This is a genomic window from Halobiforma lacisalsi AJ5, from assembly GCF_000226975.2.
GTDB classification, from domain to species: domain Archaea; phylum Halobacteriota; class Halobacteria; order Halobacteriales; family Natrialbaceae; genus Natronobacterium; species Natronobacterium lacisalsi.
Map to the genome: position 1 here is coordinate 2,324,803 of NZ_CP019285.1, position 22,373 is coordinate 2,347,175.

Sequence of the window (22,373 nt, forward strand, 5' to 3'; positions counted from 1 at the left end):
TTATACGGGTCGACCACCAACGGTCGACAAATGGCCGAATTCACGTCGGACGTGACGGTCGAGGACGTCGTCGTCCGGGACACGAACGTCTCGGACGCCGTCGACGAACCCGTCCGGGCGATGATCCTCGACATGCTCGCTGACGCCGAACGCAGCGTCACCGACCTCGAGGCCGCGCTCGAGCAGCGGGGCTACGACCGCACGCGAAACACGATCCGCCATCACGTCAACGAACTTCGAGATGCAGGTCTCGTCGAGGTCGCCCGCCTCGAGGAACGTGGCGGCGGCACGACGAAGTACTACCGCGCGAACACGATCGTGCTCTCCTATGCCGTTCCCGACGACCGCCGCGAGGACGTCGCGGCGATGGCTGCCGAGATCGCGCCCGACATCTCGGAGATCGTCGCGAATCTCGAGGACGAGCATCGGGAGACGATCGAGTCGATCGCCGACGAGATGGCCCCCTGCGAACACTGCCGGAGCCAGAAATACGAGACGTACCTGCTGTTGACGATCCTGCGGCGCGGGTTCGTCGATGGCGTCGTTCAGGATCACGACGAGTCCGGCGAACTCGAGGATCGCAACTGACGCCCCGCTGGCCGTTGCGGATCAGTCAGCCAGTGACGGGACGCGGCGACCGCTATCGGCGCATCAGTTCGGAAATCTTGTCGGCGATCCCGACGTCGCTGCCGAGTTTCAGGTAGTAGGCGTCGCCGCCGTCCTCGTAGTAGTCGTCGATCCGTCGATTGATCTCGAACCCGAGGTGTTCGTAGAACTGGAGGGCGTTCTCGTTGCTCGTCCGGGCGTGGCAGGTGATCGAATCGTGGTCGTCGGCGACGCGGGCGACCAGTCGTTTGCCGATCCCTTCGCCTCGACACTCAGGGGCGACCGCGAGAAAGAGAATGTAGCCGTCGCGGCGGACGGCGGCGAATCCGATGAGTTCCTCGTCGCGGACGTAGCAGTGGACCTTCGAGCGGCGATAGGCGTCAGTAAAGAAATCGTGGCGCTGTTTGAGGACGCCCTCCTGGCGGCTGATCTCCTCTTTGAGCCGCCAGGCCTCGTCGACGTAGTCGTCGCTCCCCGGGGCGACGACGCGGCTGTCGATGTTGACGCTCACTACCACACCCTTACATCGTCGCCAATATAATTCCTCCGGCACCGGTTCCGCGGAGTGACGGTCCCGGAGCGTCGGCTTCCATCGATTTCCGTCCATCGTCGCCTGTCGGCAACGACCCCCCGACGGCGGTCGGCATCCCATCCATGCGATCCTCGCTCGAGGCCGCGACGGTCCCGACCCCGTGACCCGCGACTGCGCGAAAGCGACGGGCATACCACCCGGGCCGACGTACTGCCGACGGATGGCCTTCGAACTGCGAGACCATACGGCGGACGTCGCCGTCGCGGCTACCGGCGGGACGCTGGAAGAAGTTTTTGCCGCCGTCGCCGACGGCCTCGCGGCCGCGTCGACGGACGAGGTACCCGAAGGGACCGGCGAGCGGTTCCGGGTGTCGGTGACGGCCGAGAGCCGCGAAGCGCTGCTGTTCGACTATCTGGACGAGTTGATTTACCGCCGGGACGTCCGTGCGGCGCTGCCGGTCGACCACCGGGTCGAGTCGATCGAGAGGGGCGGAAACGGAGAAGGAGACGGGGACGAGGACGGAGACGGAGACGGGAACAGGGACGGCGAGCACGAGTCCTGGACTCTCGAGGCGACCACTCGCGGCGTTCCTCTCTCCGAAATCGACGCCCGCGAGGTGAAGGCCGTGACCTACTCGGAGATGCGACTCGAGCGAACCGACGACGGGTGGGAGGCGTACGTCGTTTTCGACGTCTGACCCCCGCCAAGCGCCGTGACTGTCGGGCACGCGGCCTGCGCTCTGTGTCCGCGTAACGCCGGCCGTGCTTATTTGCCGGCCGTCCTCGTAGCCCGCACACGACGGTGGCTCCTGAATCCAGCACCGACGGGGACGGGTGGGTCGCGGCCGGACGCCCGGCGGCGACCGCCGTCGCGCTCGTCGTCCTCGCGATCACCGCGGTTCCCCGTGCACGCGCCCACGAGGAGTACGTCGTGGACGGGGAGCGCGAGACCGGCGTCATCGAGTTCCTGATCGAGGCGCTCACCGATCCGTTCGTCGTCGGACCGCTGCTTGCCGGTGGGGCCCTCGCCCTGGGCGCAGTCGTGGGATACCTGCTCGTCCAGCCCGTCCAGCGGGACATCGCGGCCTTTCGGCACGCGATGGGGGAGTACAACGGATTCGTCCCCTGGCTGTTGCGGATCTCCTTTGGCATCCCGTTTATCGGGGCCGGGTTCAGCGGCTACTTCATCAGCCCTGCCGTAGACGTCGAGTTGCGGCTCCTTCAGGTCGCGCTCGGGTTCTTCCTGCTTTTCGGGCTCGCGACCCGGGTCGTCGCCCTCGTCGCGCTCGCCACCTACCTCGTCGGCGTCGCCGTTCGGCCCGAGTTACTGTTGCAACTCGAGTACGCCGGCGGACTCGCCGCCATCGCACTGATCGGGAGCGGCCGCCCCAGCGGCGACCACGTCCTCCAGCGGGTCGCGGGCTCGCCGGGGACCGTCTACCGCCGGTTCGACCCGGTCCACGACGTCTCCAGGCGCTTTCAGGAGTGGGTGGCGGACTACGAACGGTTCCTGCCGACGGTCGTCCGGGCGGGTCTGGGGGTGTCGTTCATCTACCTCGGCCTGACCCAGAAGCTCCTCCGTCCGGGGCTCGCGCTCGCGGTGGTCGATCGCTATGACCTCACTACGGCCCTCCCCGTCGCGCCGGAACTGTGGGTACTCGGGGCCGGACTGGCCGAGATGGCGCTCGGCCTCGCGCTGCTCGCCGGGTTCTTCACCCGTGCGACGGCCGCGACCGCCATCGCGATGTTCAGCCTCACGCTGTTCGCGCTCCCCGACGATCCGGTCCTCGCACACGTCGGGCTGTTCGGGATGGCCTCGACCCTGCTGATCACCGGCGCCGGCCCGTACGCCCTCGACGGGCGACTCGAGCGCGTCACGACCGACGAAGAACGACTGTCCGAAGCAGCGGCGGAGATCGGTTCGGACTGAGCCCGACCGGCCGACCGGGTGATCAGTCCACCCCCTCGACCGTCGTCGAGTACGTCTCGCCGAAGACGTGGTGTTCCGTCGCCGAGACGCGGCGGACCCCCTCGTTCACGGTCGCTTCGAGACGGTACCCGGCCTCGACGAGGTCGTCCGAACAACCCGTCCGGACCCCCGAATCGTCGGCCGCGACGACGAGCAGATCCAGCCGTTCCTGGGAGTACTCGTACTCGGTGTAAGCCAGGTCGACGGTTCCACACTCGCTCGAGCCGAATTCGATCGTTCCCCGGACGGCGACGGTGTTGCCGTCGACGGTCACCTCGGGCGGTTCGTGGGCAGCGAGTTCGGCGTCGGTCCGCTCGAACTCGGTGTCGACGCTCGAGCCGACGACGGGAAGGTCGGATCCGGAGAGACAGCCCGCGGTCCCGACAGCTCCGAGCGCGGCGGTGCCGGCGAGGAAACGTCTGCGGTACACGCGCTTTTCGGGGTGCATAGCCCACGATACTCGAGACCTTTTCTAACGTCTACCGGTAGCACAACCACAACCTCCGGTTTCACTGTCTTCGGATCCCGTTTCCCGGTCTCCGTTCCTCGACTGAAGAGACGAACATCTTTCATCGTCGCGGTCGGAGTCTCACGTATGACTGATACCACGTTCGACGCCGACGGCATCACGCTCGAGAAAGTGCGTGAGTACGTCTGGGAGGTCCCCCAGGAGGGAGACATGCGGACCCCCGCGCGGGTGCTCGCGAGCGAAGCCCTCCTCGAGGAGATCAAGGAGGACAAGACCCTCGAACAGATCAAGAACACGACCCACCTGCCGGGGATCACCAACCACGCGATCTGTATGCCCGACGGCCACCAGGGCTACGGCTTCCCCGTCGGCGGGGTCGGCGCACTCGACGCCGAAAACGGCTGTATTTCACCGGGAGCGGTCGGCTACGACATCAACTGCGGTGTCCGGATGATGCGGACGAACCTCACCTACGACGACCTCCAGGGTCGCGAGGAGGAACTCGTCGACTCGCTGTTCGCCAACGTTCCATCGGGGCTGGGCGGCGGCGGCATCGTCAAGGCCGGCGTCGACACCGTCGAGGAAATCCTGGAGCGCGGGGTCGACTGGGCCCTCGAGAACGGCCACGCGGTCGAGGAGGACCTGCTGCACTGCGAGGACGAGGGGGTCCGCACCGAGGCCGACGCCTCGAAGATCTCCCAGAAAGCCAAAGACCGCGGGAAGAACCAGATCGGCTCGCTTGGTTCGGGCAACCACTTCCTCGAGGTCCAGCGCGTGACCGACGTCTTCGACGACGCAGTCGGCGACGCCTACGGCCTCGAGGAGGACCAGATCGTCGTCCTCATCCACTGTGGCTCGCGCGGGCTGGGTCACCAGACCTGTAACGACTACCTGCGGAAGATCGAACAGCAACACCAGGGGCTGTTGAACCAACTGCCGGACAAGGAACTGGCCGCGGCACCCGCGGGCTCGCAACTCGCGGAGGACTACTACAAGGCGATGAACGCCGCGATCAACTTCGCGTGGGTCAACCGCCAGCTGATCATGCACCGTACGCGGCAGGTGTTCGAGCGGGTCTTCGACCGCTCGTGGGAGGAGATGGACATGCACCTGCTGTACGACGTTGCTCACAACATCGCGAAGAAAGAAACCCACGCCGTCGGGGTCGGGCCGGAGGGCCGACCGGTGCGAGACGGCGACGCCGTCGAGCACGAGGAACGCGAACTCTACGTCCACCGCAAGGGCGCGACTCGAGCGTTCCCCGCGGGCCACCCCGAGGTGCCGAAAGCGTACCGCGACGTCGGCCAGCCGGTCATCATTCCCGGCAGCATGGGCGCGGGCAGCTACGTCCTGCGGGGCGGCGAGAACTCGATGGACCTCACGTTCGGCTCGACCGCCCACGGCGCGGGCCGACTGATGAGCCGCACCCAGGCGAAAAACGAGTACTGGGGCGGCGACGTCCAGGACGAACTCGAGCAACAGGAGCAGATCTACGTCAAGGCCCAGTCGGGCGCGACGGTCGCCGAGGAGGCTCCGGGCGTCTACAAGGACGTCGACGAGGTCGTGCGCGTCTCGGACGCGCTGGGCATCGGGGACAAGGTCGCACGGACGTTCCCGGTCTGTAACATCAAAGGCTGATGTGGTGACGTGAGTCGTCGCCGAACGATCGGCTCACGAGTCACGAAGCGACTGGCGTGCGATCGTGCGTGCCGTCGAGGCGTCGAGTTCGTCGAACGTCTCGTCTTCCTCGAGCGTCTCGAGGACGGCCTCGACCGGCTCGGTGAACGTGAACATCAGGTGGACGCCACTTTTGAACCCGCCGCTCGTCCGCTCGCTCTCGAGGACGCCGTACGTGCCCGCCTTGTTGATGTGGCTGTTGACGGTCTCCTGGGTATACACGTCCCGGTCAGTGCGTTGGCAGATCTCTCGATACAGCGCGTAGACCGCTGGACTCGGTGCAGCGCCGTCGTTTACGTCAGCGACGACTGCTGCAGCGTACAGCGAGAGTTTCTTCTGGAGCGTCATCCCGCCGACCATCTCGAGCACGCGGTTTTTCACGACCGAATCGTTGGCCGCGTGGACGTGTTGTTCCGTGACGACCGTCTCTCCGTTCCTGTTTGCGATCTCGCCCGCGTCGCGGAGCAGATCGATCGCTCGCCGTGCGTCGCCCTCGTTTTTGGCCCCGTAGGCAGCCACCAGTTCGATGACGCCGTCGTCGAGCGCGCCCTCTTTGAACGCGTCACGTCGACGGTTGAGGATCTCGATGAGTTCGTTGGCGTCGTAATCGGAGAAGTGAATGCCGGTCGGATTGTACGAACTATCGGTCCTGCTGTCGAGGTTTTCGCGGAACTTGGGGTGGTTCGTGATCACGACCGTCGAGACGAGCGTGTCGACGTGTTGTTCGGCCATCACCCGGCTCAGGCTGTAGAGCAATCGGGAGTACGCGGGCTCGTCTTCACCGACGCGGCCGGTGAGCGCGTCGATTTCGTCGAGGATGAACACGAGCGCGTCAAAGTGGCGGTCGACGATCTCGTAGAGCCGAACGTATTTCGCATCGGTAGAGACGCCCTTTCGCGGGATACCCCACTCGACGCCGGCTTTGTTGGCTGTCTGATGGCCGAGTTTCCAGACGGCGCGATCCAGTGAGTGTGACTCCATCGTCTTGAAGTTGACTGCGACGAAGTCGAAGGCGATATCGTTCTGGGTGGCACGTTCCGAGACCTTCTCGGCGACTGCTTTGACAGTGAGGCTCTTGCCGGTGCCGCTCGGTCCGTAGAGGAGGAGATCCGGGGGCCGTTCGCCGTCGAGGGTGTCGCGAAACGCGCGCGCTTCCGCGGCCAGTTGTTCGTCACGGCCGTAGATCCGGTTGTGATCGACGATCGTGTTGGAGTCGACGAGTTGCTTGTTCTCGAAGACGGTTCGTCGTTCGCCGTCGAGAATACTATCGACGATAGACGAGCCGGGAGAGTCCGCTGCCCCGTCATCGTCTTCGCCTCCTCGACCATCCGGGGACTCCTGCTTCATTGGCGGCACTGCTCACTGACCCTCAATACCTTTTTCGAAATGAATGGGCCTCGGTCGAAATGAACAGTCCATGGTCGAAATGAAGCGGAACTACCGCCGACGCCGAAACGAAGACACCGCTGTCGAACTGAAAATCGGGACGACCGTCATCGAAATGAAAGCCCCGTGTCCGAAATGAAGCTCGAGCGAACCGGAGTCGAAATGAATGCACCGTAATCGAAATGAAATGACTGGTATCCAACTGAAACCGATCGATGGGGAAGAGCGTTCCACTCTCCCACCGTAATCGAAATGAAACGGAGAACGAGACGTGTTAAGCGGAATCTGAACGGGCGGACGAGAGACGCTGGTCGGAGTGTGACTGGTGAACGAGACGTGCTGAGCGGTGTCTGAAACGAAAGACGAGAGACGCCGATCGGTGGTTCGACACCGTATTCGAAATGAATTCTCGCCCCACTCGTATTGGAACCGGATTTTCTCCCGTCTATACTGCTATACTCGACGAAATGCTGACCTCCACCCGAATTTCATTTCGAATACGGTGTGGGAGACCGATCTTCTAGATACTGTTGAAAGAGATTTCATTTCGAATGTAGTGTGAGGGAGGTCCCTGGTAAAACGAAAACGGGGCCGTCTCGAGCGGGAACGAAACCAGGACGGGCGAGCGAGCACTAGCAGTTCGCAAGCCGACTGACTCGTTTCAGGACCGACCGTCTCGTCCGCACTGCATCACTTCAGTCGAAACGGATTCCCGTCGTCCTCGTCCGCGTCGTCCTCGTCCGCGTCGTCCTCGTCCGCGTCGTCCTCGTCATCATCGCCTTCGTAGGGCCGTCGCGCCGTGATCGTCACCGTCGCCTCCGGATCGTCCTCGTCGGCCCATGGGCTGTCGTAGGCCGAAATCTCGAGGTCCGTTACGTCCCATCCCTCCGCTTCGATGAGTTCGACCAGCCGGCGCTGGTCCGCGAGCATCTCGTCGTCCATGTGGGCGCGTTCGGGAGCCGTCGAGGTAGCTGTTACGCCGTTGATCGGAGACGAAACCAAAAATGGTTTCGGAGGGGCGAAAATACCCGTCGAGTTTAAGCGGATTCGCCTGCAATCCGAGCGTATGCTCACCGACGAGTTCGGACGCGAAGTAACGGGGGTTCGCGTCTCTCTTACCGACCGGTGTAACTTCGACTGTGTCTACTGCCACAACGAGGGGCTGGGCGACACGCGGGGCCCGATGGACCCACAGGACGACGAGATGGACACCGACGACGTCGTCCGCTTTCTCGAGGTCGCGGCCGAGTTCGACGTCGACGCCGTCAAGTTCACCGGCGGCGAACCGATGCTCCGCCAGGATCTCGAGGAGATCATCGCACGAACGCCGGATCAGATGGAGGTCTCGCTGACGACCAACGGGACCTTCCTCCCCGGCCGCGCCGAGGATCTGGTCGACGCCGACCTCGAGCGAGTCAACGTCTCCCAGGACGCGCTCGACCCCGAGGACTTCGCCGCCGTCACGCAAAGCGGCGCGTACGAGAAGGTCCTGGAGGGCGTCGAGGCCGCCCTCGAGGCAGGGCTCGATCCCGTGAAGCTCAATATGGTCGTCTTCGAGCACACCGCGGGCTACGTCCCGGAGATGGTCGACCACGTCGCCGAAAACGAGGGGCTGCAACTCCAGCTTATCGAGTACATGCCGGAGCTCACCGGTCGGCCGGAGTGGAACATCGACATCCAGCGAGTCCACGACTGGCTCGCCGACCGGGCCGACGAGATCGAGCACCGGGAGATGCACGATCGGCGTCGCTACTGGGTGAGCGGAGAGGACGGTGACACGGGGAAAGGAATGGTCGAGATCGTCGATCCCGTCGAGAACCCCAACTTCTGTGCGAACTGCCACCGCGTTCGGGTTACCCACGAGGGCTATCTCAAGGGCTGTCTCAACCGCAACGACGACCTCCGCTCGATGGGCGAAATGTCCAAACCCGAGATCCGGGACACGTTCCGCAAGACCGTCGAAAACCGCGTTCCCTACTACGGCGAGTACATGATCAGGAACGGCGACGGCGAGTGGGAGATCAACGAGAAGTACCTCGAGGAGTCGGTGCGAGCCTAGAACCGATCGGTCGAACGTCCCACTACGACTATCGACATCGGTCGAACGTCCCGCTACGACTATCGACATCGGTCGAACGTCCCACTACGACTATCGATTATCGCCTGCGTGGCCCCCGCCGGCTCGAGCCCCACTTGCCGCCCCGTTTTCGCTTCGAACCCAGCCCGACCGTCAACAATACCGCCGCGAGCAACAGCAGAACCAGCGCGGAAACGGGTTGGCCGCCGCTGCCGACGACGTAAATCGCGTAGCCGACGGTCGCCGACGCGAGCCCGACGACGAGACTCGAGGCCAGCCCGACGGCCTCCAATCGCAGGGTCCGCGCTTCGCGGCCGAGTTGCTCGCCGAGGTCGATCGCGGCCTGGGCGCGATCCCAGGCGAGGACGGTCGCGACTGCCCCCACGAGCGTCGGCTCGACCGCGGCCGCGCCGCCGGACGCCGGCGAACACCAGAACCGCTCCCGCGTCGGCCGTCCCGCGGTGTCCGACCGCGAGCGCGGTCCCGAGGAGGACGACTCCCGCGACACCGATCGCGACCGCAGTGACGGAGACGAGACCGGCCGCGAGCGTCGCGACGGCGGCCGCGACGAGGGCGGCGGCGCTCGAGGCCTCGGCTTGCGCGTGAGTTCGACTCCCTCCTCGAGATCGAGGTCGAGGTCGAGGTCCGCTGCGCCGCGGCTCGCCTCGGTCGGATCGTCCCCGTCGGATGGGGAGGAAGGTCCGGCACCCCGTTCCCTTTCTGACCTGGCGTCCGGTTCCTGCCGACCGTGGTTCGTGCCGGCCCCCGCAGCGTCGCCGTTCGCCTCGTCGGGACGGGTCTCGACCGGATCGCTCATCGGAGCCCACCTCCGACCGCGGTGCCCGTCCGAGCGCCGGCCCGGCGCGCGAACACGTCGTCGATCGACTCGTCGACCGGCCAGTCGATGACCGGCACGCCGGCCCGCTCCAGGTCGAACCGGCGCACTCGCCTGGCGACTCGCGCCAGCCGCTGGCCGGCGGGCGCGCCGACCGTCGGATCGGAGCTGACGACCGTGACCGGGTGGCCGCGAGCCTCGAGCCGGCGGGCGATGTCGGCCGACCCGGCGTCACACAGCGGCGTCAGGAGGACGATCTGGGTCTCGGCTGAAAGCCGACGGCGCAGCGTCCGGAGCTGGGTCAGCCACGGCGTTTCCCGCTCCGGCGCGACCGCGTCGAACTGCGGGTGTGACGCCAGCAGCTCCCGGAACTCGAGTTCGTGGTGTCGGCCCGAGGCGGGCGCGAGCCAGCAGGGGTCGGTTCCCAGCAGCGGGTCGTCGTCGGAACCGACCGGGCCCAGCCCAGCGAGACCGACGGAGTGACCGGCCTCGAGCAGGCTCGCACCGATCCGGCCCGCGGCGGCGAGCGACCGGTCGACGGCGTGGGTCGCGTCCGGCGCGGGCGCGAGGTAGGCCGCCTTCCGCGCGTCGACGAGGACGACCGCGCGGGCCGACCGTTCGGCGTGGAACTCGAGCGTGGTGAGTTCGCCCGTCTTGGCCCGGCGGTTCCAGTCGATGCGCGACAGCGGGTCGTTCGGACGGTACTCCCGGACGGAGTGGAACGTCGTCCCGGCCCCGCCCTCGGTCGTCGTCAGCCGGCCGGCGAAAGCGGTCGCGGTCGCCCGTAACGGTACCGCCGCGGCGAGCGGGCGCATCTCCGGTTCGCAGACGACGGTCGTCTCGCTCTCGATCCGGAACTCCTGTTCGGTCGACTGCGAGACGTCCCGTGCGATCGCGAGCGCGGGGTCGAACTCGTGGCTGCCCCGGCCGACGGAGGCGGTGTACTCGAGGGAGACGCTCTCGCCGGGCCGGAGCGCAGTGCCCAGTCGGCTCGTCCCCTCGGTGACCACGAGGCCGGGCGGGACCCCGTCGACGAACCGCAGATCGGGGACGAACCGGCCGCTCTCGTTCGTGATCTCGACGGCGACCTCGATCTCGTCGCCGGGTTCGGGCTCGTCGTCGCTGACCGTCCGCTCGACCGAAAGCGCGAGTTCGGGGGGCTCGAACGCGCGGGCGAAGCCGGCGTAGCCGACGCCGGCGACCCCGGCGATGAGGACTGCCGGCGACTCGACGGCGGCACCGACGCCGACGGCGAGCAACGCGACGATGCCGATCCCCGACCAGTACTCGGTGGGGGCACGGCGGCCCTTCTCGATCCCGTCGACGTCGTCCGTCGTCGTCCGCCGTTGCTCCTCACTGGCGGCCGGCCGGCCGTAGTCGTACGCCGGCAGCGACGGGCCCCCGCCGTCGTCATCGTCGTCGTTGCTCTCGCCGCTCTCGTATCCCACCCCGTCGATGGCGGCGACCGCGTGGCGAACGCCCCGCCGGAACTCCGTCTCGTACCCGCGCTCGAGGAAGTGCCCGACGCGCGATCGAAGCGACCGATCCGGCCGCTCGAGGCGATCGGAGAGGAAGCCGGCCGCGATCGGATCGTCCGTCCAGTCACCGTCCTCGAGGCGTTTTTCGGCGCTTTCGGGCGACTCCCCGTCGAACCGGGTGAGGACCGCGAGCGTCGCTTCGCGGAGGCCGGCCCGGAGTCGCCGGCCTCTGGTCGCCGGCGCGTGGCCGCCGCGGAGCCGCCGGAACGACGAGACCGCGTCGGTGAGGTTCTCTCCGGGGACGGGCACGGCGGCGGTACGCTCGGGGTCGGGCGTGTCGAACTGCGAGCGGACTCCCCGTCGTCGGAGGAGGCCCCGGAGGCCGATCGCACCCGCGAGGACCGCCACGAGGACGACGAGGGCCTCCGAGAGGTCCAGCGAGACGAGGCCCGCGCTGACTGCGACAGCGGCGGCGAGCGTGACCGTGCCGGCGACGAGCCCGACGGTCCGGCGATCGACGCTCATCGTTCCGACCCCCAGCGGCCGTCCGTGCCGGGGCCGGTCCCGTCCACGTTTTCCGAAACTGAATCGCCGCTCTCCGAAACCGAACTCCGTTCCGCGTACGCGGCTTCGATCCGCCGCAGCACGCTCTTTGCCCGTTGCTCGCGCTCGGGGGTCGCCTCGGCGCTCCCGTAGCGGACGTCCTCGAACAGCTTCGTCAGTTCCTCGACGTGGTTCCGCTCGAGGCCGGCGTCGACCGCCGCGGCCGCGAACTCGCGGGGGGTGCTCGCGTCCGGCCGGTCGACCTCGAGGGGGCTGGTCATCTCCCGCCAGGCACGGTAGATCTCGTTGTCGACGTCGGTCGTGCTCTCGATTCGGTCGGCCGCCCGTCCTGCGGCGTTGCCGACGGCCGCGACGTGTTGGCCGGGTCGCTCGTCCTCGCCGTCGGGAGTCTCGGCCGCCGCAGCGTCGGTTTCGCCGTCGCGCCGGCTGAGAAGCAACCCGCCGAGGACGATGGCGGTGAGGACCGCGAGGGTGGCGAGCAGCGGTTCGACCGCCGGCGTCCCGTCGCCGTCCTCGCTGAAGCCGTCACCACTGCTCCCCTTGAGGGGTTCGCCGCCCGGGGCCATCGACGACGGGAAGATCGGATCGGCGTACCGGATGAAGAGATAGACAGCCAGCATGACGACAAGGGACAACGCGAGCACGCGAAGCGCATCACGACGATGGGTCAGGAGGTACCAGACGACGATAACCGCGGCCAGAACGAGCAACGCGGCGATGAGATACTCGAGGAACGCGGGAACCTCCACGTGTTCGATGGGCGGGTCCTGTTCCGGTGGGGATTCGATTCCGCCCGGCGAACTCTGCCCTTCCGTGGAGCCGATCCCGCCGGAGCCGCCGATCTCGACGGGGGACTCGACCGTCGCGGCTGCGAGCCCGATGGCGACGATTCCGGCGACTGCGGCGACCAGTCGAACGAGGAGGGGGCGGCGATTTCGGGGCACCTGTCATCCGCTCGTAGCAGCCCCTTGATAATAAAGGCAACCGGAGTGTGACCAGTTCGCAGGCGTGAGTCGGTCGCGTGGGATGGGCGGGCGACCGCCCGGGAGTATCGTTGCGCTTAAGTACAAGACGGGGGTACGTTCTGGTGCGATACGTGTAGGGGAGCGATCCCCGAGTCCGAGAGGGCGATGATAGGAACGCACACGGTGTCGTGGTAGCCAAGCGGCCCAAGGCGCATGGTTGCTAACCATGTGGCGTCAAGCCTCCGGGGTTCGAATCCCCGCCACGACGTCGGACTTACCGGACTGGCTTTCTGCCAGTCGCATTTGCAACGCCTGCAGACCAGACACAGATACACGATACATGAGCGCGGAAGAACCCCAAGAGCAAGACGAGGACGAAGACCTTCAGTACTTCGTCCGTATCGGTCAAACCGACCTCGACGGGACGAAGTCGGTCGAGCGCTCGCTGTCGGAGATGAACGGGATCGGTCGCCGAACCGCCCGACTCATCGCCGAGAAAGCGGGCGTCGACCGAACGGCGACGTTCGGTCGACTCGACGACGACGTCATCGACGAGGTCGTCGAACTCGTAGAGAACTACGCGGACGAAGTTCCTGACTGGCTCAACAACCGCCAGTCGGACTTCTACAGCGGCGAAACGACCCACGAGATCGGCAACGATCTCGAGCTGACCCGCCAGCACGACATCAACCGGATGAAGATGATCGACTCCTACAGGGGAGTTCGACACAAGCGCGGGCAGAAGGTTCGCGGTCAGCGGACCAAGTCCACCGGTCGTACGGAGGGCACCATCGGGGTCAACGTCGAAGAGATCCGCGAAGAAGAAGCCGAAGCCGGCGAGGAGGAGGGTGAATAACGATGCCACTCGGAACCGACACCAAACAGTACGAGACGCCGAATCACCCCTACCAGGGTGAGCGCATCGCCACCGAACACTCCCTCATCGACCGCTACGGCCTCAAGAACAAGGAGGAACTCTGGCGGGCCCAGTCCGAGCTTCGTTCCTACCGGCGCGAGGCTCGAGACCTGCTCGGCCAGGCCCAGGGAGACGAAACCGTCATCGAACGCTCCGAGGAGTTCGTCGGCCGCCTCAAGCGCGTCGGCATCCTCGACGAGGGTGACGAACTCGGCGACGTCCTCGGTCTCGAGATCGAGGACATTCTCGAGCGCCGTCTCCAGACGGTCGTCTACCGCAAGGGACTCGCGAACACGACCGAACAGGCCCGACAGTTCATCACGCACGGGCACGTGACGGTCGACGGCCAGCGCCACCGGGTCCCGTCGTACGTCGTCGACGTCGACGAGGAGGACCTCGTCGCGTTCGACGAGAACAGTCCGCTCGCGGACGAACTCCACCCAGAGCGCGCGGAGGGTCAGTAAACCATGAGTCAGGACGACGAAAAGTGGGGCATCGCCCACGTGCACGCATCGTTCAACAACACCATCATGACCGTGACGGACCTCACGGGCGCGGAGACGATCGCCAAGTCCTCCGGCGGGACGGCGGTCAAGCAGAACCGCGACGAGGCGTCGCCGTACGCGGCCATGCAGATGGCCGAGTCCGTCGCCGAGGAGGTCAAGGCTGCCGGCATCACCGGACTGCACGTCCGCGTTCGCGGCCCTGGCGGTAACCTCCAGAAGTCCCCCGGGCCGGGTGCCCAGGCGACGATCCGTGCCCTGGCCCGCTCCGGCATCGAGATCGGACGCATCGAGGACGTCACGCCGATCCCGCACGACGGATCGCGCGCACCGAAAGGAAAGGGCGGCTACTAGATCATGAGCGAAGAGTACGACGTCGAGTTCGTCGAACACGGGGAACGCGAAGCGCGCTTCCTCGTCCGCGGGATCTCGCCCGGATTCGCCAACGGCATCCGTCGTGCGATGGTCGCCGACGTGCCGACGATGGCGATCGATACCGTCCGGTTCATCGAGAACTCGTCGGTCATGTTCGACGAGCAACTCGCCCTGCGACTCGGGCTCGTCCCGCTGACGACCCCTCCTGAAGGGGAGTTCGGCGAGGACGACACCGTCACGCTCTCGATCGACGTCGAAGGGCCGGCCACCGCCTACTCGGGCGACCTCGTCTCCGAGGACGACCTCGTCCAGCCCGCGGACGAGAACGTCCCGATCATCGAGCTCAAGGAAGACCAGCGGCTCGAGGCCGAAGCCGACGCCGTGCTCGACCACGGGAAAGACCACGCCAAACACCAGGGCGGGGTCGCGATCGGCTACCGACACCTCCAGCGCGTGGAGGTCGTCGGCGACCTGCCGGAGTTCGAGGACGAGGAGAGTCGGATCGTCCGCGGCGTCATCGAGGACGACGGCGAGCTCGTTCCCACCAGCGAATTCGACCACGACCTCTCGAACCGGTATCCGGGCAAGGAGGTCGAGGTCGAGGACGTCCCGAACGCCTTCGTCTTCCACGTGGAGACGGACGGCTCGCTCGACGTCGAGGAGCTGGTGACGCGAGCCGCCGACTCGATCGAGGCGCGCGCGACCGATCTCGAAGAAGCCGTACAGCTATAACATAACACAAGTATGAACCGACGCCCCCGACCCGAACCGGCCGAAGCCGACCGCGAGGACGCACACAGCAGCGCCTGCGCCGTGAGCCACGAGACTGGCGCGACCGCGTCCCCGGCGGCTTCGTCCACTGGAATCGAAAGGGGTTTGAAGGGGCGGCGGGTACACGGAAGTGCGAGCAGGGATAGCCAAGTTAGGCCAACGGCGCAGCGTTCAGGGCGCTGTCTCGTAGGAGTCCGCAGGTTCAAATCCTGCTCCCTGCATTTTTTCGGCTCGACCAACGGAAGAGCCGCAAAAATGGAACGTGCAGGTTTGAGCCACGGGAGTCGCAGCGGTCGAGCATTCGCGAGACCGACCGTCTCCCGGCGGTTCAAATCCTGCTCCCTGCATCACTTCTCTCGAATCGATTCCACGGTCGACTACGACCACGATTACGATTACGATCACGACCGCCGACGCTCCGTCGGCGTTCACTGCAGATTTGGAGGTAACCAATGAGTAGCAAGACTAATCCGAGGCTTACCGATCTCATCGCCGAGCTGAAGTCGACGTCCCGCGAGGAGGACGCCGACGTCTGGCGAGACGTTGCGGATCGTCTCGAGAAGCCCCGGCGCACCCACGCTGAGGTGAACCTGGGCCAGATCGAGCGATACGCACGCGAAGAAGAGACCGTCGTCGTTCCCGGCAAAGTGCTGGGATCGGGCGCACTACAGAAGAACGTCACCGTCGCCGCCGTCGACTTCTCCTCGTCGGCCGAGACGAAGATCGACCAGGTCGGCGAACCAGTACCGCTCGAGCAGGTGCTCGAAGAGAACCCAGACGGATCCAACGTGCGGGTGATTCGATGAGTGTAAACGTTGCAGAGTTCGACGCGGACGTCGTCGTCGACGCCCGGGACTGCATTCTCGGTCGCGTCGCGAGCCAGGTCGCACAGCGGGCCCTCGACGGCGAGCGAGTCGCCGTCGTCAACGCCGAGGACGCCGTCATCACTGGCGACAAGGAAGACGTCTTCGGCACCTACCGCAAGCGACTCCAGCTCGGGTCCGACAGCGGACCGTACTACCCGAAGCGACCGGACACGATCTTCAAGCGCTCGATCCGTGGGATGCTTCCGTACAAGAAGCCCCGCGGTCGCGAAGCGTTCGAGAACGTCCGCGTCTACGTCGGGAACCCCTACGAGGGCGACGACGAGCGCGACGCCGAAGTGCTCGAGGACACGTCGCTGGACCGGCTTTCGAACATTCGCTTCGTCCAGCTGGGCGAAGTCTCCGAACAACTCGGTGCTAACGTCACATGGTAACGAACACGAGCGGCAAGAAAAAGACCGCCGTCGCTCGCGCAACGGTGCGCGACGGCGAGGGTCGCGTGCGAATCAACTCCCAGCCCGTCGAGCTGGTCGAGCCCGAGATGTCGCGGCTCAAGATGCTCGAGCCGTTCCGCATCGCGGGCGAGGAGCTCCGTAACGAAGTGGACATCGACGTCGACGTCGAGGGTGGTGGCATCAGCGGACAGGCCGACGCCGTCCGCACCGCCATCGCTCGCGGCATCGTCCAGCACACGAACGACGCCGAACTCCGCGACGCGTTCATGGAGTTCGACCGGTCGCTGCTGGTCAACGACGTTCGACAGTCCGAACCCAAGAAGTGGGGCGGCCCGGGCGCTCGGGCGCGCTACCAGAAGTCCTACCGCTAAGGTGATTCAGATATGATGGTACCGGTTCGGTGTTTCACCTGTGGCAACGTCGTCGGCGAGCACTGGGAGGAGTTCGACGAGCGAGCGAACGAAGGCGACGAGGATCCCCAGGAAGTGCTCGACGACCTCGGCGTCGACCGCTACTGCTGTCGGCGCATGCTCGTGAGTCACACCGACCTCGTCGACGTCGTCTCCCCGTACCAGTAACATGCAACAGGAACAACACAACCGATACGAAAAGGCGCGCATCCTCGGCGCTCGAGCGCTGCAGGTGTCCTACGGGGCACCCGTGCTGATCGAGACGGATCGAGCCGAGCCGATCCTGATCGCGGCGGAGGAGTACGACGCTGGCGTGTTACCCTTTACGGTCAAGCGAGGGAAGGATCGGAAATGACGCTGATCACCGACGTTCGACTCCGCCGGACGCTGGACTCACGCGGGAATCCGACCGTCGAGGCCGACGTGCTCACGGAAAGCGGCGGCTTCGGCCGTGCGGCCGCACCGAGCGGCGCAAGCACCGGCGAGTACGAGGCTGTCGAACGCCCGCCGAGCGAGGCGATCGCCGCGGCCCGGGAACACGCCGTTCCCCGGCTGGTCGGCGAGGCCTACGCCGGCAACCAGCGCGAGGTCGACGCGATCCTGCGTGCGGCCGACGGAACCGACGACTTCTCCGAGATCGGTGCCAACAGCGCGGTCGCGATCTCGATGGCCGCCGCGAAGGCCGGCGCCGACGTGCTGGGCGCGCCGCTGTTCCAGCACCTGGGCGGCACCTTCCGCGGGGACAACTTCCCGATCCCGCTGGGGAACGTCGTCGGCGGCGGCGAACACGCCGCCGACGCGACGGACATCCAGGAGTTCCTCGCTGCGCCCGTCGGTGCACCGAGCGTCGAAGACGCCGTCTTCGCCAACGCCGCCGTCCACGAGGCCGTCGCGAACCTGCTCGAGGACCGTGACATCGCCTGCGGTAAGGGCGACGAGGGCGCGTGGGCACCGTCGATCGACGACGCCGAGGCGTTCGAGATCGTCGACGAGGCGGTCTCGCTGGTCGAGGACGAGGTCGGATTCGAGATCGGGTTCGGGCTCGACGTCGCCGGCGCGGAGCTGTACGATTCCGACTCGGAAACGTACGAGTACAGCGACGAGAGCCGCGACACCGACGAACAGATCGCGTACGTCGCCGAACTCGTCGACGAGTACGATCTGGTCTACGTCGAGGATCCCCTCGACGAGGACGACTACGACGCCTTCGCCGAGCTGACTGACGAGGTCGGCGACGAGACGCTGATCTGTGGCGACGACCTGTTCGTCACCAACACAGAGCGCCTCCGGGAGGGGATCGACCGCGACGCGGGGAACAGCATCCTGATCAAGCCCAACCAGATCGGGACGCTTTCCGACGCCTTCGACGCGATCGAACTCGCGATCGAGAACGGCTACGATCCCGTCGTCTCCCACCGATCCGGTGAGACGGAGGACGCGACGATCGCACACCTCGCCGTCGCGACCGACGCACCGTTCATCAAGACCGGTGCCGTCGGCGGCGAGCGAACCGCCAAGCTCAACGAGCTCATCAGAATCGCAGACGACGCGACATGACAGACGACAACGACGCAACCCAGGAAGGGCTCGACGCCGCCGAAGAGGAGATCGACGAGGAGCCGGCCGAAGGGGCTGGCCCCGCCGCCGATCAGGACGACGTCGAGCCAGCGGAACAGACCGCCGACGCCGAGGCCGCCGAGGCCGACGCCGACGCCGAAGAAACCGAGGAAGACGCGGGGCCTGCCCTCGACGACGACGTGATGTCCGACGAAGAGGCAGACCTGCTCATCCCCGTCGAGGACTACCTCGGCGCCGGTGTCCACATCGGGACCCAGCAGAAGACCAAGGACATGGAGCGGTTCATCCACCGCGTCCGGACCGACGGTCTCTACGTGCTGGACGTCTCGAAGACCGACCAGCGCATCCGTACGGCCGCGGACTTCCTCTCGAACTACTCGCCCGAACAGATCCTGGTCACCTCGAGTCGCCAGTACGGTCGGTTCCCGGCGGAGAAGTTCGCCGAGGCCGTGGGCGCTCGCGCCCGCACCGGCCGCTTCATCCCGGGCACGCTGACGAATCCCAAGTACGACGGCTACATCGAACCCGACGTGCTCGTCGTCACTGACCCGATCGGCGACGCCCAGGCCGTCAAGGAAGCGATCACGGTGGGTATCCCGGTCATCGCGATGTGTGACTCGAACAACCAGGTCAGCAACGTCGACCTGGTCGTTCCCACGAACAACAAGGGTCGCAAGGCCCTCTCGGTCGTCTACTGGCTGCTCGCGAACGAGGTCCTCGACCGCCGCGGCGCGGAGCCGTCCTACTCCCTCGAGGACTTCGAGAGCGGAGTCTAATCCGTTCAGTTCGCCGTTTATCGTCCTGTTTCGATCCGTTCGTCCGTTCGTCCGTTCGTTTCCGTTTCTGCTAGCCCACCAGCCGTCGGTATCTGCTGTAACGGCCGGTTACGGCGACGCTCGAGTCTTCTGAGCCGAACCCGAACCCGAACTCGAGCCGGGACGTCCGGCTCCCGCTCGAGGGCGAAGGGAAGGAGTTACCTTGGGTCCGGAGAAAGGTCCGGCACGAGTACGATGATCGACAACGTCTTCGAGTTCGAAGAGGAGAAGATTCCGCCGGTAGTCCTGCTCGCGGCGGCGGCGCTGATCGGGATCTTCGCGCTCGGAATCCCGTATCGAGTGCTCGTGGGGCTGGTCTGAAGGGGCCGTTTTCCGCTACCCGTTCTTTTCCGTTTCGCTCCCGATTACTCCGCGTTCACCGCGAGTCGTCCGCTACCAGCGACTCGATCAGTTCCGCGGCCTCGACGGCCGTCCCGCCGAAGACGTAGGTCGCGGGTTCGATCCCGAACGCGCCGCGGTGGTAGGCGACGGGCGGTACGGTCCCGCGCTCGGCGAACCGCTCCCGGAGGTGGTCGCCCCGGTCCTCGTAGTCGGCGTCGAACTCGAGCGGTTCGATCCCCGCTTCCCTGGCCCGCTCGAGCAGGGCGTCGTCGGTGGCGACGTTGATCGCGCCGCGGACGTCGGGATCGACGGCGTTTGCCGCGAGTACCGCGGTGGCGACGTGTTTCGACGCGCCGAATTCCGGATTTGCGGGGATCTCGATCCGGCCGCCCATCGCGTAGATCCGGCCGGGGACGGCGGCTACGTCGGTTTCGTCGTCGGGGTCGGGCAGGGCCATGCCCACGTTGGTGCCCACGTTAGGGATGTAGTCGGCCATCCGGGGGATCGAGGCGAGGGTCCGCGCGGCCGTCCGGACGTTCGCGAGGACGTCGCGTTCGGCCCGGACGTCCGGGTCGAGCCCGCGGACGCAGAGGTCACAGCCCAGGCCCCGGAGTTCGGGCATCTCCTCCTCGTGGATCTCACAGACCGGGCCGCGGTCCTCGAGGGTGCGTACGAGCGCGAGGAGTTCGGCGAGCGCGTCGTAGCCGTCCATCTCGCCGCCGGCGAGGCCGTCGGCGATACGGTCGACGGTCGCGACGGTTTCGGGGTGGTTCCGGAAGCGGTCGTCGCCGCCGCCCTCGCCGCTGACGTACTTGCTGACGGCGGCCTGGGTGACGCCGAGTTCGGCGGCGATCTCCTGTTGGGTCATCCCGCGGTCGGCCAGCCGGGTCGCCAGCATCGCACGCACCGTCGGCAGGAATCGGTCGACGACGATCTCGCTCGGCAGGACAAGCGACATGGTTTGGTTCGTCGGAGGTTCGGACGGCGGTGGCTTAAGTCCGGCTACAGGCCCACCGGCTCCCGAAGCACCCGGGGCCGGATCCGGCCCGCTGCGAGAGGATAGCTATTAACCGTCGTCGTGCGAACGCCCGCCTATGGCAGTCTCGAGCGCCCCCGGCAAGGTCTATCTCTTCGGGGAGCACGCAGTCGTCTACGGCGAGCCAGCCGTCCCGTGTGCCATCGAGGTACGGGCGCGGGTCGGCGTCGAGCAGCGATCGGACAGCAAACTCCGGGTCCACGCGGAGGACCTGAGCCTGGACGGGTTCACGGTGGAGTACGGGGGTCCCGCCGACGGGCGGCCCGACATCGACGCGTCGGAATCGCTGGTCAGCGCGGCGATGGGCTACGTCGACGAGGCGATCCAGCAGGTCCGGGACGTGACCGGGGAGGACGACGTCGGCTTCGACGTGACCATCGAGAGCGACATCCCCCTGGGTGCCGGGCTGGGATCGTCGGCGGCGGTCGTCGTCGCCGCCATCGACGCCGCGGCCCGCGAACTCGACGTTACCCTCGAGATCGACGAACTCGCCGAGCGGGCCTACCGAACCGAGTACGAGGTCCAGGACGGCCAGGCCTCCCGGGCGGACACGTTCTGCTCGGCGACCGGGGGCGCGGTCAGGGTCGAGGGCGACGACTGTCGCTCGATCGACGCGCCGGACCTGCCGATCGTGATCGGCTTCGACGGCGGCGCGGGCGACACCGGCGAACTCGTCGCCGGGGTCCGGAACTTGCGCGAGGAGTACGAGTTCGCTGCCGACACAGTCGAAGCGATCGGCGACGTGGTCCGGCAGGGCGAGCAGGCGCTTGCCGACGGCGACGTCGCGGAAATCGGCCGACTGATGGACTTCAACCACGGCCTGCTGTCGGCACTCGGGGTCTCCTCCCGGTCGCTCGACTCGATGGTCTGGGCGGCCCGGGACGCCGACGCCTACGGCGCGAAGCTGACCGGCGCGGGCGGGGGCGGCTGTATCGTCGCCCTCGATCCGACCGAGGAGACCGAGACCGCGCTGTCCTTTACCCCCGGCTGCGAGGAGGCGTTCCGCGCGGAACTCGCCGAGGAGGGGGTGAAGCGGCTCGAATGATCGTCCTCAAACTCGGCGGAAGCGTCATCACCGAGAAGGATCGCGCGGAGACGCTGGACGGCGACGCCCTCGAGCGGGCGGCAGACGCGATCGAGACGGCGCTTGCGGACGACGAAGACGAGGACGAAAGGCTCGTGATCGTCCACGGCGGCGGGAGCTTCGGCCACCACAACGCGAGCGAACACGGCGTTACCACGACCGAAGGGACCCACGAGGCCGGAGCCGTGATGGACATCCACGGCGCGATGGGGACGCTGAACCGCTTCGTCCTCGGTCGGCTCCACGAGCGGGACCTCGAGGCGGTACCGGTTCACCCGCTCTCGACGGCCTCCCGCGACGACGACGGCGACCTCGACCTGCCGACGACGCAGGTCCGAACGCTGCTCGGGGAGGGGTTCGTGCCCGTCCTCCACGGCGACGTGATCGCTCACGCCGGAACGGGTGCGACGATCGTCAGCGGCGACGAACTCGTGGTCGACCTCGCCCGCCAACTGGGGGCCGACCGGATCGGCCTCTGTTCGACGGTACCGGGCGTCCTCGACGGGAACGACGAGGTGATCGACGAGATCGTGGCGTTCGAGGACGCGGCGGACGTGTTAGGGGAAAGCGACGCGACCGACGTCACCGGCGGGATGGCCGCGAAGGTGCGGGCGCTGCTCGAACTCGAGGCCGAGGCCTCGATCTTCGGGCTCGAGGGACTGGAGCCGTTCCTCGCCGGCGAGAACCCGGGGACGACGATCGAGTGA

27 protein-coding genes, 2 tRNA genes and 1 pseudogene are annotated in these 22,373 nt (G+C 66.5%); 21 read left to right on the forward strand and 9 right to left on the reverse strand.

What is annotated here, in order from left to right; genetic code table 11:
* Positions 1-30: 30 nt before the first annotated feature.
* Positions 31-588, forward strand: a complete 558-nt coding sequence (locus CHINAEXTREME_RS11160) for an ArsR/SmtB family transcription factor (protein WP_007143630.1) — start codon at positions 31-33, stop codon at positions 586-588.
* A 52-nt stretch (positions 589-640) separates the two neighbouring features.
* Here CHINAEXTREME_RS11160 and CHINAEXTREME_RS11165 read toward each other — a convergent pair whose 3' ends face one another.
* Entirely contained in the window at positions 641-1,117 is a 477-nt protein-coding gene (locus CHINAEXTREME_RS11165; protein WP_007143631.1) for a GNAT family N-acetyltransferase, read from the reverse strand.
* A gap of 241 nt (positions 1,118-1,358) precedes the next feature.
* Here CHINAEXTREME_RS11165 and CHINAEXTREME_RS11170 point away from each other — a divergent pair, with 241 nt between their 5' ends.
* Both CHINAEXTREME_RS11170 and CHINAEXTREME_RS11175 read left to right on the forward strand, forming a co-directional pair.
* The gene (locus tag CHINAEXTREME_RS11170; RefSeq protein ID WP_007143632.1) at positions 1,359-1,835 is read left to right on the forward strand and encodes an archease; all 477 of its coding nucleotides are present in this window, start codon (positions 1,359-1,361) and stop codon (positions 1,833-1,835) included.
* A gap of 104 nt (positions 1,836-1,939) precedes the next feature.
* Positions 1,940-3,067, forward strand: a complete 1,128-nt coding sequence (locus CHINAEXTREME_RS11175) for a DoxX family protein (protein WP_007143633.1) — start codon at positions 1,940-1,942, stop codon at positions 3,065-3,067.
* 22 nt (positions 3,068-3,089) lie between these two features.
* On the opposite strand, the gene CHINAEXTREME_RS11180 is transcribed toward CHINAEXTREME_RS11175, so the two are convergent.
* Entirely contained in the window at positions 3,090-3,536 is a 447-nt protein-coding gene (locus tag CHINAEXTREME_RS11180; RefSeq protein ID WP_238593254.1) for a hypothetical protein, read from the reverse strand.
* A 165-nt stretch (positions 3,537-3,701) separates the two neighbouring features.
* On the opposite strand from CHINAEXTREME_RS11180, the gene CHINAEXTREME_RS11185 reads away from it, so the two are divergent.
* Positions 3,702-5,213 carry an RtcB family protein gene (locus CHINAEXTREME_RS11185; RefSeq protein WP_007143635.1) on the forward strand — a complete coding sequence of 504 codons (1,512 nt, stop codon included), beginning with the start codon at positions 3,702-3,704 and terminating at the stop codon, positions 5,211-5,213.
* 33 nt (positions 5,214-5,246) lie between these two features.
* On the opposite strand, the gene CHINAEXTREME_RS11190 is transcribed toward CHINAEXTREME_RS11185, so the two are convergent.
* Both CHINAEXTREME_RS11190 and CHINAEXTREME_RS11195 read right to left on the reverse strand, forming a co-directional pair.
* Complete coding sequence (locus tag CHINAEXTREME_RS11190; RefSeq protein WP_007143636.1) at positions 5,247-6,599, reverse strand: Cdc6/Cdc18 family protein; 1,353 nt, start codon at positions 6,597-6,599, stop codon at positions 5,247-5,249.
* A 729-nt stretch (positions 6,600-7,328) separates the two neighbouring features.
* Complete coding sequence (locus CHINAEXTREME_RS11195) at positions 7,329-7,580, reverse strand: hypothetical protein (RefSeq protein ID WP_076738727.1); 252 nt, start codon at positions 7,578-7,580, stop codon at positions 7,329-7,331.
* A gap of 124 nt (positions 7,581-7,704) precedes the next feature.
* Here CHINAEXTREME_RS11195 and moaA point away from each other — a divergent pair, with 124 nt between their 5' ends.
* Positions 7,705-8,697 (forward strand): GTP 3',8-cyclase MoaA, encoded by a 993-nt coding sequence (gene moaA / locus CHINAEXTREME_RS11200; protein ID WP_007143638.1) that lies wholly within the window; start codon positions 7,705-7,707, stop codon positions 8,695-8,697.
* 97 nt (positions 8,698-8,794) lie between these two features.
* Here moaA and CHINAEXTREME_RS22615 read toward each other — a convergent pair whose 3' ends face one another.
* The 4 genes and pseudogenes from CHINAEXTREME_RS22615 to CHINAEXTREME_RS11215 all read right to left on the reverse strand — a co-directional run bounded on the left by CHINAEXTREME_RS22615 (position 8,795) and on the right by CHINAEXTREME_RS11215 (position 12,536).
* Positions 8,795-9,223 (reverse strand): DUF7519 family protein, encoded by a 429-nt coding sequence (locus CHINAEXTREME_RS22615; protein ID WP_449289598.1) that lies wholly within the window; start codon positions 9,221-9,223, stop codon positions 8,795-8,797.
* Positions 9,192-9,542 (reverse strand): annotated as a pseudogene (locus CHINAEXTREME_RS22620) (hypothetical protein); the annotation flags it as partial. The pseudogene CHINAEXTREME_RS22620 and the gene CHINAEXTREME_RS22615, both read right to left, overlap by 32 nt.
* The gene (locus CHINAEXTREME_RS11210; RefSeq protein ID WP_076738728.1) at positions 9,529-11,553 is read right to left on the reverse strand and encodes a DUF58 domain-containing protein; all 2,025 of its coding nucleotides are present in this window, start codon (positions 11,551-11,553) and stop codon (positions 9,529-9,531) included. The gene CHINAEXTREME_RS11210 and the pseudogene CHINAEXTREME_RS22620, both read right to left, overlap by 14 nt.
* Positions 11,550-12,536, reverse strand: coding sequence for a DUF4129 domain-containing protein (locus tag CHINAEXTREME_RS11215; protein ID WP_007143641.1), 987 nt, complete (start codon positions 12,534-12,536; stop codon positions 11,550-11,552). Before CHINAEXTREME_RS11215 ends, CHINAEXTREME_RS11210 begins: the two co-directional genes overlap by 4 nt.
* Before the next feature lie 206 nt (positions 12,537-12,742).
* On the opposite strand from CHINAEXTREME_RS11215, the gene CHINAEXTREME_RS11220 reads away from it, so the two are divergent.
* From CHINAEXTREME_RS11220 to CHINAEXTREME_RS22435, 14 genes are all read left to right on the forward strand, one after another.
* Positions 12,743-12,825 (forward strand) — tRNA-Ser (locus tag CHINAEXTREME_RS11220).
* A gap of 72 nt (positions 12,826-12,897) precedes the next feature.
* Complete coding sequence (locus CHINAEXTREME_RS11225) at positions 12,898-13,413, forward strand: 30S ribosomal protein S13 (RefSeq protein WP_007143642.1); 516 nt, start codon at positions 12,898-12,900, stop codon at positions 13,411-13,413.
* A 2-nt stretch (positions 13,414-13,415) separates the two neighbouring features.
* Positions 13,416-13,937: a 30S ribosomal protein S4 gene (locus CHINAEXTREME_RS11230; protein ID WP_007143643.1), complete on the forward strand. Its 522-nt coding sequence runs from the start codon at positions 13,416-13,418 to the stop codon at positions 13,935-13,937.
* 3 nt (positions 13,938-13,940) lie between these two features.
* The gene (locus CHINAEXTREME_RS11235; RefSeq protein WP_005579703.1) at positions 13,941-14,330 is read left to right on the forward strand and encodes a 30S ribosomal protein S11; all 390 of its coding nucleotides are present in this window, start codon (positions 13,941-13,943) and stop codon (positions 14,328-14,330) included.
* A gap of 3 nt (positions 14,331-14,333) precedes the next feature.
* Complete coding sequence (locus CHINAEXTREME_RS11240) at positions 14,334-15,083, forward strand: DNA-directed RNA polymerase subunit D (RefSeq protein ID WP_007143644.1); 750 nt, start codon at positions 14,334-14,336, stop codon at positions 15,081-15,083.
* A 175-nt stretch (positions 15,084-15,258) separates the two neighbouring features.
* Positions 15,259-15,343, forward strand: a tRNA-Leu gene (locus CHINAEXTREME_RS11245).
* 231 nt (positions 15,344-15,574) lie between these two features.
* Complete coding sequence (locus CHINAEXTREME_RS11250) at positions 15,575-15,928, forward strand: 50S ribosomal protein L18e (protein ID WP_007143645.1); 354 nt, start codon at positions 15,575-15,577, stop codon at positions 15,926-15,928.
* Positions 15,925-16,380: a 50S ribosomal protein L13 gene (locus tag CHINAEXTREME_RS11255; RefSeq protein WP_007143646.1), complete on the forward strand. Its 456-nt coding sequence runs from the start codon at positions 15,925-15,927 to the stop codon at positions 16,378-16,380. The genes CHINAEXTREME_RS11250 and CHINAEXTREME_RS11255 overlap by 4 nt, the downstream gene beginning before the upstream one ends.
* On the forward strand, positions 16,374-16,772 hold the full coding sequence (locus CHINAEXTREME_RS11260) for a 30S ribosomal protein S9 (protein WP_007143647.1): 399 nt from the start codon (positions 16,374-16,376) through the stop codon (positions 16,770-16,772). The genes CHINAEXTREME_RS11255 and CHINAEXTREME_RS11260 overlap by 7 nt, the downstream gene beginning before the upstream one ends.
* A gap of 12 nt (positions 16,773-16,784) precedes the next feature.
* Positions 16,785-16,979 carry a DNA-directed RNA polymerase subunit N gene (locus CHINAEXTREME_RS11265; protein WP_007143648.1) on the forward strand — a complete coding sequence of 65 codons (195 nt, stop codon included), beginning with the start codon at positions 16,785-16,787 and terminating at the stop codon, positions 16,977-16,979.
* A gap of 1 nt (position 16,980) precedes the next feature.
* Positions 16,981-17,166, forward strand: coding sequence for a DNA-directed RNA polymerase subunit K (locus CHINAEXTREME_RS11270; RefSeq protein WP_007143649.1), 186 nt, complete (start codon positions 16,981-16,983; stop codon positions 17,164-17,166).
* Positions 17,163-18,368 carry a phosphopyruvate hydratase gene (gene eno, locus CHINAEXTREME_RS11275; protein ID WP_007143650.1) on the forward strand — a complete coding sequence of 402 codons (1,206 nt, stop codon included), beginning with the start codon at positions 17,163-17,165 and terminating at the stop codon, positions 18,366-18,368. Before CHINAEXTREME_RS11270 ends, eno begins: the two co-directional genes overlap by 4 nt.
* The gene (gene rpsB / locus CHINAEXTREME_RS11280) at positions 18,365-19,165 is read left to right on the forward strand and encodes a 30S ribosomal protein S2 (protein ID WP_007143651.1); all 801 of its coding nucleotides are present in this window, start codon (positions 18,365-18,367) and stop codon (positions 19,163-19,165) included. The genes eno and rpsB overlap by 4 nt, the downstream gene beginning before the upstream one ends.
* 234 nt (positions 19,166-19,399) lie before the next feature.
* The gene (locus CHINAEXTREME_RS22435; RefSeq protein WP_007143652.1) at positions 19,400-19,525 is read left to right on the forward strand and encodes a hypothetical protein; all 126 of its coding nucleotides are present in this window, start codon (positions 19,400-19,402) and stop codon (positions 19,523-19,525) included.
* A 55-nt stretch (positions 19,526-19,580) separates the two neighbouring features.
* Here CHINAEXTREME_RS22435 and CHINAEXTREME_RS11285 read toward each other — a convergent pair whose 3' ends face one another.
* Positions 19,581-20,504: a thiamine-phosphate synthase family protein gene (locus tag CHINAEXTREME_RS11285; protein ID WP_007143653.1), complete on the reverse strand. Its 924-nt coding sequence runs from the start codon at positions 20,502-20,504 to the stop codon at positions 19,581-19,583.
* 136 nt (positions 20,505-20,640) lie between these two features.
* On the opposite strand from CHINAEXTREME_RS11285, the gene mvk reads away from it, so the two are divergent.
* Entirely contained in the window at positions 20,641-21,627 is a 987-nt protein-coding gene (gene mvk / locus CHINAEXTREME_RS11290; RefSeq protein ID WP_007143654.1) for a mevalonate kinase, read from the forward strand.
* Entirely contained in the window at positions 21,624-22,373 is a 750-nt protein-coding gene (locus CHINAEXTREME_RS11295; RefSeq protein WP_007143655.1) for an isopentenyl phosphate kinase, read from the forward strand. Before mvk ends, CHINAEXTREME_RS11295 begins: the two co-directional genes overlap by 4 nt.